Source organism: Salegentibacter sediminis, from assembly GCF_002078605.1.
Lineage (GTDB): Bacteria > Bacteroidota > Bacteroidia > Flavobacteriales > Flavobacteriaceae > Salegentibacter > Salegentibacter sediminis.
This window is the reverse complement of sequence record NZ_MSJR01000003.1, coordinates 336,992-346,671: the sequence shown is the minus strand read 5'-3', so window position 1 is coordinate 346,671 and position 9,680 is coordinate 336,992. Positions and strand designations below refer to the sequence as shown.

Genomic DNA, 9,680 nt, shown 5'->3' with positions numbered 1-9,680 from the left:
GCTGTTTTTTAGTTACACAAGACTTTTCGAGATTCAGGGCATTTTTAATGGATTATTATAATCCGGATTGATTGAGAGAATGAATTCTTAGCGATTAGCCAAAGGAACCAGGCAAATTGACAGTCTTTTTGGATAAAATGGCTTTCAGAGAAAAATCCCTTCAGCAAAAAATCACATAAAAAAGTTCCAAACCAGGCCAAACCGAATGAGAAAATCGGTGTAGGGATAGCCCGGGGCCACGAAATTATTGTTGCCGGTGATTAGGGAATTCACATTCTCCAGTTTAAAAAAGATACGGGTCTGGTCTATTTTCCCATTAAAAAAGAAATCTACAACCGGGTAATTTCCTATCTGCATTTCGTTTTGCACATAAAATTCGGCTAAAACGGGGTCATAGGCGTTGGCTTCATATTCGCTAAAGTACTTAAAGGTAAAACCTGTTTGCAGATATAAAGCCCGCTGAAACCAATAATCCTGATAATAGGCGGAGTTCCGGGTTACAAAAGCCGGAACCTTTAATACTGAGGTTCCATCCAGAACATTCTGATACATCAAGGTGTTATCGAAACCAAAAAGCCCGAGGTCGAAACCGCGGTAAGCTTTCAGCTTAAAATAGCGAAGCTGGTCATCATACTGAAAAGGCCTGACCATTCCATCCTCATTCAAGCCGAAAAAAGCAAAATTCTGCACCTGGGTGATTTCAGCATCAATATCAACTAGCTTTTTTGAATTCAGTTTAAAATATAATTGCTGTGTATTTACATTTTCGAAACTGGTTTGCCAGTTATAGTTAAGATAATTGCTTTGATAAAGCAAAAAGTTATAATCGGGCAGACTGCTGTTCTGGTTAAAGCCGAATTCGATCTCGTTCTCTTCATTAAAAGCATAAGCAGCCGAGGCGTTAAGATAATTTGCATTGAAATCGCCACCAAAGCTTAGCATGGCATCGGCCTTTATACTAAATCCGCCCAGTTTATTTTCATATTCTCCCCCGGCGGCATAATTTGTTCCCTTCAAGCGATTATCGATCCTGCCTACCGAAGTATAATAGACAGTATTATAACCATAATTATAAGTGGTAACCGAGGCTTTGGCCTTCAGATCACCCAGGATTTCATTAGTAAACCGGGCATAGGCTTCGTTGGTAAGTTCTTCCAGACGAACCTCATCATTGAGGTTAGCACTATCGAAAGATTCTCCAAAAATATCGTTGGCCGCATTGGTTTGCTCAAACTGAAACTTTTTGTAATCGAAATGAAAAATATGCCCAAAAGACAGGGCACTGGTATTATCGGGTCGTGGCTCGGCCAGATGATAAAGATGATCAAGATAAAAACGCTTTCCAAAAAGTGTGCTTTGGGCATTTTCAAAATTCATTTCCAGAAGGGAACGATCTTCAAATTCTTCCTCCTCGTTAATATATTGTTCCATCGCCTGGGAGCTTAGCCCACCGTTTTCCTGATTCAATAGCTTGTGGGACACAAAATGAGACTTCAGCTGATATTTTCTATTTAAGGTTTGATAATTAAGGGTGGTCCTGAAAATTCCGGTACTCGTTAATTGATGCTGGTATTTTCCCAGGGCACGCACTCCATTGTAGGCCATAGAGAAATTTAACCTATCGGAAGTATTGATGGTGAAAAACGCATCTAATTGCTGCCCCTGTTCGGGGACTGTTTTAAAATATAATTCGGTAAGCGGCGTTGGCACATGGTAGTAATAAATATCCTCCACCTCCATAAAACCAAAGTGTCTTGCTCCTGCGACAAACCCCGGCATCAATTTATCGGTTTCCCGCCGCATACTTAAAGAGTTGTAAGTTTGACCGGTATTGGGAAAGTTGAGAAGCTCAAAATTATCCTTCCGCAGGTAATTGAATTTATAGTCTTTTTGAATATTAAGGCTAGTGTCTACATAAGTGGTATCACTATCAATTGAAATTATCTTGTAAGCATCTATAGGAGCCTTTGCCAGAGTATCGGAGCCAGCTTGCTCCTGGTCTCCACTACCACCAGTGGATCGAATAGGATTTTGAGCAACTAGCCAGGCAGGAAAAAATATTAATAAAAGAAGGTAACTCTTCATTAAACAGGATTTGCAACAAAGTTATATTATTTAAAAAAACAAAGGCCGTTTTGTAGAAAGTTTTAAGGAAGACTGGTTTCAAGTTAACGTGGATGACCCAGGCCGAACATGCAGATAGACCCGAAAAAGATCTAAGCTATTACCGCATCTACAGTTGTAAACTTTTTTTACCAGATTTAAAGCAGCATAAAAATAAATATAATATCAAAAAAAACCGCCCGGGACGTGCCGGGCGGTTTATCAATATTGAAACGGATTAAAATTAGTATCCAGGATTCTGCTCCATATTAGAGTTAGCATCCAATTCAATCAATGGAATTGGGTAAGCAAGTCTAAAGTCACCATAAGGAATGGTTTCAGTAATGTTTTGCTGAGGATCGATTTTCTCGATATCCATACCATTTCTCAATAAATCCCAGTAGTAAAGACCTTCAAAAATAAATTCTTTTCTTCTCTCTTCAAGGATATTATCAAGGTTCACTTGAGTATAAGGAGTTGCATTTCTATGCTCAGGAATCTTATTAAGCTGAATAAGCGCTTCAGCTTCATCTGGTGTAGATGAACGGTATAAAGCTTCAGCATAGTTAAGGATCACTTCCTCATAGCGGATAACAGGGATATTAGCCTCACGGTCTGGGTATTTCGCCATGTTTCTAATCATCTCTCCATCCATACCAAGAACATCTTCACGAACATCTGAATCTTCGTAAAGATTCAGTACGTTCGGAGCAGCTTCGATATCACCGTAAGATTCTCCACGGTAAATATATTCCATAGAGTCACTTCCCTGGTTGTCAGTTCCACTAAGGGCGATCTCAAAAAGAGAGTTAACTGCACCATCAACAGCGAAGGAGGATACGAAATTATCAGCATCTACGATATCATATTTACCAGAGTTGATCACTTCTTCAGCCGCAGCGATAGCTTCAGGCCACATTTCGAAGTAAACGGCAGCTCTGGATTCAAGAGCTGGAGCGGTATATTTAGACATAAATTCTTTTGAAGGGTCGAAGTAGTCTTCACTCATCAATTCAAAGGCAGTTTGAAAGTCACTCATTATCATACTGCGATTATCTTCAATAGTAGGTCGTGAAGGAATATTATCTTCTCCCTTAAACTCGGTCATATAAGGAACTCCAAGAGTACCTCCGGTATGTTCCTGTCCAAAAGTTTTCAAAAGGTCAAAGTGAGCTAATGCTCTAATAGCATAAGCTTGCCCCTGGATATGCTTGGCATATTCCTGATCTCCTTCAAGTGTTGTCAAATCGGCTCCAATCAGGATGTTTGCAATTGCAATAACACCGTAAGCTTCATCCCAGAAGAAAGTACCACTAGGCAAGTAAGCGAACTGTGCCTGAGTTACAAAACGTCCAGAGTTACCATTTGAAAAGGCATTTGGAGTTCTAACCTCGTTGGTAACAAAGTAATCCCTTCCATAATAAGCAGCACTGGACATCCGGTTATAAGCCCCTTTAATAAGGCCCTCCATATCTCCAACAGTTGCCAGCGCCTCACTCCCCTCTTTAGATTGCTCTAAAGAAGGATTAAGATCATCTGTTGAACACGCACCAACTACCGTTAGAGCGGCAATTAAAACTGCGTATATAAATTTATTTGTCTTTTTCATAGTTCTTAAATATTTAAGTTAATTCCTAACACTACAGACTTAAGTGGTGGAGTAAATATACTGGTAAAACCTAGTTGCTCAACTTCAGGATCGTGCTGAAGGTTGTCATCTTTAACCCATGTGTAAAGGTTTGTACCTCTAACGAAGATTCTACCTGAGTTTAATCCGATAGCGTCATTGATAGCAGGTGAGAAGTCATAACCAACAGTTACATTTCTAAGTCTAAAGAAGTCTCCTTCGTGTAAGAACTTAGAGTTGTACTGCCATGGCTGACCACCATAGATCATCTTAGTAACCCTGGTTTGGTCACCAGGTTGTTGCCATCTGTCCATTAGACTTGCATAACCATTGTATATCCCCGCCGAATAAAGGTTCGGTTGGTTTAAGTATAGATGCCAGGATTCATAAGTGGATTGACCACCAGCGTAGTATCCGCTAGCATCAAGGAAGAAACCTTTGAAATCTACATGGAAGTTAAGCCCTGCTGTTAAAGTAGGCAAAGCACTACTTCCCTGGAAGGCTCTTTCAGCAGCATTATAATTCGTAGTAGTTTCTCCATCTACACCATTAACGTACCAGGTATCCACTCCCGTTTCAGGATCAACTCCCGCCCAGGTTGGCATATACCATTCGTTAACCATAGAACCGGTTTCTGAACGCTGAGTACCACTTGGGGCGTCAGGATTAATAACTGGAATTTCTACTCCGTTTGCATCGCCAGCAAGTTCAAGAATTTCGTTTTCGACAGTAGCTACATTTCCTCCTATACTGAGGTTAAAGTCATCAGATCTTACGATAGCAAGGTCAAGTTCTGCTTCAAAACCACTGTTTTCCATTCTACCTATGTTTCTTCTTTGCGTATCAAAGCCGGAAGTTAGGGAAAGAGGCACATTAAGCAACATGTCTTCAGTCTCTTTGGTGTAGTAAGCAAGGGAACCGGTTATTCTGTTTTCAATTAAACCAAACTCAAGACCTACATCAAGGGTATAACTGGTTTCCCATGTTAAATCCTCATTACCAAAGGTATCAGGATAAGAAGCACCCGTACCCGCATAGTCGGCATCATAATTAAACAAAACCTGGTAGCTATTAATATCAATATTAGCATTACCCGTCTTACCATAAGAACCTCTCAACTTAAGGGTATTAACCATATCGTTGTTAGCAAGGAAAGCTTCTCTGTGAAGGTTCCAGGCAGCACCAACGGCCCAAAAGTCACCCCATCGGTTATCTGAACTAAATCTTGAGTTACCTTCTCGTCGGTAAGTAAGATCTAACACATATCTATTGTCAAAATTATAAGAAGCACTTCCAAGATAAGAAGCCACAGCCCAGTCAGTAAATTCTGAATAAGCAAGAGTTGGATTACCGGCTGAAGCAAGATTGGTTAAGCCATCCGTTACAAACTGGTCCCCATCAGCACTTATATAATTTCTTCTGTACTTCTGATATTCCTGAAGAACCTGAAAATCAAAATTATGATCTCCAGTGTTCCATAAGTAATTTAGAGAGTTCTGGAACACATAGGTAGCAGTATTTCTATTCACAACCCATCCATATCCATTGGTAGCGTCTCCATCACCTCTTACACGATTACGGTATCTCTTGTAGTTATATACCTGATAATCTACAGAGAATCTTGAGGTAGCCGTTAGATTCTCAATAGGAGTCTGCCAGTTCAGGGAATTGTTAGAAAGAATCCTTGTAAGTTTAGACTGGTCGATATCATTTTCAGCGATATACAATGGGTTAGGAAGACCTGTACCAATGTTTATAGAACCATCTTCGTTGTAAGGCTGATCGATAGGAGACATAAAGTACTTGGCGGTATGCGGAGAAGAGAAGTAAGCACTTCCTTCAAGAATACCATCCTGGAAAGTATGCGACGCATTATTTGAAGAAGTGAATTCCAACTTATCATTAAATTGTTTGCTAAAATTCAAGGCTCCTGAAATTCTGTCAAAAGCTGCACCAATTACGGTAGCTTCCTGATCGAAGTATCCTAAAGAAGCATAGAAGTTATGATCTTCGGTACCACCGGTTGCAGAAATCACGTGTTCCTGAATAGGCGCATCTTCATTTTTAATATTCTCTTCCCAGTTACCTTCAGGTCTTCCCGCGGCATTCCATGCCTGATAAGAACGACCATACGAAGATTGAAGAAGGTTTGTATCAAATTCTTTAGCATCTTCTATAGATGTTAAATCATAGTCTTCTCCAAAAGTATTCAGAACGCCTTCGTAAAAAAGTTCTTCTCTCTGAGCTCCGGTAAGCATTTCTGGTCCATCAACGGCATTATTGGTGAAACCATAGTATGAGCTTACATTAAAGGTAGTTTTTCCTTCTTTACCACTCTTAGTAGTAATAACGATTACCCCGTTTGCTCCACGCGCACCATAGGCTGCAGTGGCCGAAGCATCTTTAAGAACGGTCATACTCTCAATATCATTAGAATTGATACTGGCAAGAGCAGATAAAGATGAACCAGAAGTAGCACCCCCAACGTTATCGTTGATAATTGGCACTCCATCAATTACATATAAAGGCTCGGTACCGGCATTAAGTGAGCTCACCCCACGAATTCTGATATTTTGAACAGCACCGGGAGTACCAGAAGAACTCTGAATAGTTAAACCAGCAACTTTTCCCTGAAGCGCCTGGTCTACAGAAGCCATAGGAGTTTGCTGCAGTTCTTCTGAGCCTAACTGCACAGCAGAACCAGTCATATCGTCTCTTCGTTTAGAAACATACCCCATAACCACCACCTCTTCAAGAGCTGCGGCATCTACCCCAAGAGTAGCATCAATTCTAGTCTTATCACCTACAGGAATTTCCTGAGTTTTAAAGCCTACATAAGAAAACACAAGAACATCTGTACTCTGAGCACTGATGTTGTAATTTCCGTCAAAATCTGTTTGGGCACCTTTCATGGTACCTTTAACAATAATGTTCACCCCCGGAAGAGGCAAACCATCTTCATCGATAACCGTACCGGTTATCGTCTTTTCTTGTGCAAAGGTTATTTGCACTACGAACGCTAATAATAGCGTTAGAAAACCATGTAATTTGTTTTTCATTATTAAGTTAATTTGAATTAGCCTGCGCCAAAAATCCTAATTATTTCTTAATAAAACAAGTAAAATTATATTTAAGAGTAGTTAAATAGCAAAATCTCCATGAAAGCGATTTAAAATAATGGAAAGTTTTATCACCATCCAGAAAGCCTATTAATAATTGAATTTCATCCTTTAATAAAAAAAAGGCCGCCTTTGGAGGCGACCTTTTTTCGTACAAATTTCAGGTTAAATTACCTCCAACCTCCGGTTGAATAATCTTCTCCGGGAGTTCCGGTAGTCCCTCCAAAAGTATAATAAGGAATTCCGGCGGCATCAAGTGCGGCTCCAGGAATTGGGAAGTGCAATAGCGTGCCAGGCTCAAGTAGGTCTTTACCTCTAAGGCTTTAGAAAAGAAATCTCCGAGGGAATTCCTGTTAAACCAAATATTAATAAAAACATTATTCTCATTTTTTTACCTTTGGCCCTCAAAGCAAGTCAATCATGCTCCTACCCTATTTTAACGATACTAATCTTTATGAGTGCGGCACCGATGAAGCGGGGCGGGGATGCCTGGCGGGGCCGGTAACAGCTGCAGCAGTAATTCTACCAAAAGATTTCAGAAACGAGTTGCTTAATGACTCGAAGCAAACGGGGCTTAAAACGCGAAATCTATTAAAAAGTATCATCGAAAAAGACTGTACTTCTTACGGACTGTCGTATGTATTCATGGAGGAAATTGACGAAATCAACATTTTAAACGCTTCTATTCTGGGTATGCACAGGGCAATAGACCAACTCAAATGCGAGCCGGATTACATCCTGGTAGATGGAAATAAATTTAAGCCTTATGCCAGCATAGCCCATTCCTGTATCATTAAAGGAGATGGAAAATATCTTAGTATCGCTGCGGCATCAATCCTGGCAAAAACTTACCGCGACGCCTATATGGAGAAGATCCACGAAGAATTTCCTATGTATAACTGGAAACAGAACAAAGGTTACCCCACGGCCGAGCACCGGGCTGCGATTAGGAAATACGGCAGCACAAAATATCACCGCCAAAGTTTTCGGCTTCTGCCTGAAGAGCAGTTGAGGATGGAGATTTAGAATTTTTTTCGGTTTTCAGTTATGCGTTCTCAGTTTTAACTTTTTCTTAGTTGGATTGGAGGAACATATTAGCTCACTCAGAGGCGATTTCTCCCCCTGGTCGAAATGACAAATCACGGCTTATTCAGATGTGACTCTGAATCGATCCTGAAAGTTTTTGGGACAGGGGGATAAATTTTTGAAGTTATTCCTCAATAGTTTTTTCCGTCATCCCTCCCGATAGCTATCGGGATGACCCGGGATCTCATCCAGCGAATTGATTCATAAACCTGATTATTCACAGCAAAAAGAATTCAACAACGAGATCCCGCCCGGCGGCGGGATTAATTCAGCCAACCGCCTCACCTACGCCTTCGGCTTTGGAAAATTCCAAAAAAAATCCACCCCAAACAATGAATGAACAATTCCAGAGATCCCGCCCTTCGGCGGGATTAATTCAGCCAACCGCCTCACATACGCCTTCGGCTTTGCGAGGCGGGGCTTCATTAAATTAAGAGGCCGCGAAGATATCTCCGCGGCCCCACCTTTAAAAAACCAAACAAAAAGGATCATTTCAGACTAAAAGAACTCAAAAGCCTGATGTTGTTATCAGTATAGGAATACTGATGCAGAATGCCATCCCCAACCATTAACAGCACCTCTTCCAGAGGGATTACATCATAGGTGTTAATGTCCTGAAAGTGGTCTGTTAAGGTTAAACCAGGGGATTGTGTTTTATCATAAATTTTAAGTCCGGAGTCGCCGTCGCATACGAATAACATATCGTCTTTAACACCCAGGCCATAAGGGCTATCCATTTCGTAGGTTGCCAGCAGCTCGGGATATTGTTTGTCGGCTACATCTATTACCTGCAATTGGCTCCAGCCTTGTCCGCATTCGTTACCGCCACGAATAGTTACATAGGCCATATCTCCATCTACAACCACAGGGTCACAACCCAGCACATGTTGAAGATGGGAGACAAAAACCGGTGTAGAGGGATCTTCAATGCTGTAGATATACATTCCGGAAGAACTACCTAAATACAAATAATCGTCTTTATTAAAGATGGTTTCTATCTGCCAGCCAATATAATCTGTTGAAAAATGTTCCGGATCAGAAAGACTGGAAATATCAAAAACCGACAAGGACTGGTTCCCTACCACATAAAGAAATTTGTCCTTAATATTAAAACGGGCCATAGAGCCGCCCGTTCCAGTATTGGCATCACCCGAAGCATAGGAGTTAAAAGATTCAGCAGCTATCATTCTTCGCTCATCCCGTACCATTTGGATTTTTCTACGCTCTAAAACATAGCCTATAATTACTTCTTTTTGAAAATCAAGATTTTCTGTATCCACAAATGCAACACCCACAGGAGTTGAAGGTTGATAATTCTCAAAAACCTCTTCCAGTCTTTCCTCCTGCCTTATATTATTGATATCACTTATATTAAAAACAACCAGATCCATCCCGCTATTAGCAAAAAGCATATCCTCTTTTATAGCGACATCAGTATTTTGTGGAATCTTCAGGTATTTTATTTTTTGAGGGGCTTCAGGATTGGAATTATCTATAATATGCACTCCACGGTTAACATCATTTATAAAAACAAAATTCTTATATGCATAGATCTTTCCGGCCTGTTCAATTTCTTTTGGTTCCTGGATAGCTACCGAAGACCTGAAATCGGTTACCGAAATGGTTACCGGAACGGCAACCAGTTCAACATTCCCGGCTTCTTCCTCCTTTTCACAGGAAGTGAACAAAGTCATTAAAGCCATAAGGAGCAAAGTGATAAGAGAGTAGAAAATTCTCATAATAGT

General features: G+C 40.6%; 5 protein-coding genes. 1 reads left to right on the top strand and 4 read right to left on the bottom strand.

The window, feature by feature from the left end; all coding sequences use genetic code 11:
* Window positions 1–171: 171 nt before the first annotated feature.
* From BUW93_RS07680 to BUW93_RS07670, 3 genes are all read right to left on the bottom strand, one after another.
* Window positions 172–2,085, bottom strand: coding sequence for a putative porin (locus BUW93_RS07680; RefSeq protein WP_081210748.1), 1,914 nt, complete (start codon window positions 2,083–2,085; stop codon window positions 172–174).
* A gap of 262 nt (window positions 2,086–2,347) precedes the next feature.
* On the bottom strand, window positions 2,348–3,712 hold the full coding sequence (locus BUW93_RS07675; protein ID WP_081210746.1) for a RagB/SusD family nutrient uptake outer membrane protein: 1,365 nt from the start codon (window positions 3,710–3,712) through the stop codon (window positions 2,348–2,350).
* Between the two features lie 5 nt (window positions 3,713–3,717).
* Window positions 3,718–6,789, bottom strand: a complete 3,072-nt coding sequence (locus BUW93_RS07670) for a SusC/RagA family TonB-linked outer membrane protein (RefSeq protein WP_081210744.1) — start codon at window positions 6,787–6,789, stop codon at window positions 3,718–3,720.
* A 480-nt stretch (window positions 6,790–7,269) separates the two neighbouring features.
* Between BUW93_RS07670 and BUW93_RS07665 the strand changes: the two genes are divergently transcribed.
* Entirely contained in the window at window positions 7,270–7,875 is a 606-nt protein-coding gene (locus BUW93_RS07665; RefSeq protein WP_081210742.1) for a ribonuclease HII, read from the top strand.
* 548 nt (window positions 7,876–8,423) lie between these two features.
* Here the strand turns inward: BUW93_RS07665 and BUW93_RS07655 are convergent.
* Window positions 8,424–9,674, bottom strand: coding sequence for an LVIVD repeat-containing protein (locus tag BUW93_RS07655; RefSeq protein ID WP_081210738.1), 1,251 nt, complete (start codon window positions 9,672–9,674; stop codon window positions 8,424–8,426).
* Window positions 9,675–9,680: the final 6 nt, after the last annotated feature.

Excerpts from the sequence above, each read along its gene's own strand:
- BUW93_RS07665 (WP_081210742.1), top strand. The coding sequence starts at position 7,270 with ATGCTCCTACCCTATTTTAACGATACTAATCTTTATGAGTGCGGCACC.
- BUW93_RS07670 (WP_081210744.1), bottom strand. The coding sequence starts at position 6,789 with ATGAAAAACAAATTACATGGTTTTCTAACGCTATTATTAGCGTTCGTA.
- BUW93_RS07655 (WP_081210738.1), bottom strand. The coding sequence starts at position 9,674 with ATGAGAATTTTCTACTCTCTTATCACTTTGCTCCTTATGGCTTTAATG.
- BUW93_RS07680 (WP_081210748.1), bottom strand. The coding sequence starts at position 2,085 with ATGAAGAGTTACCTTCTTTTATTAATATTTTTTCCTGCCTGGCTAGTT.
- BUW93_RS07675 (WP_081210746.1), bottom strand. The coding sequence starts at position 3,712 with ATGAAAAAGACAAATAAATTTATATACGCAGTTTTAATTGCCGCTCTA.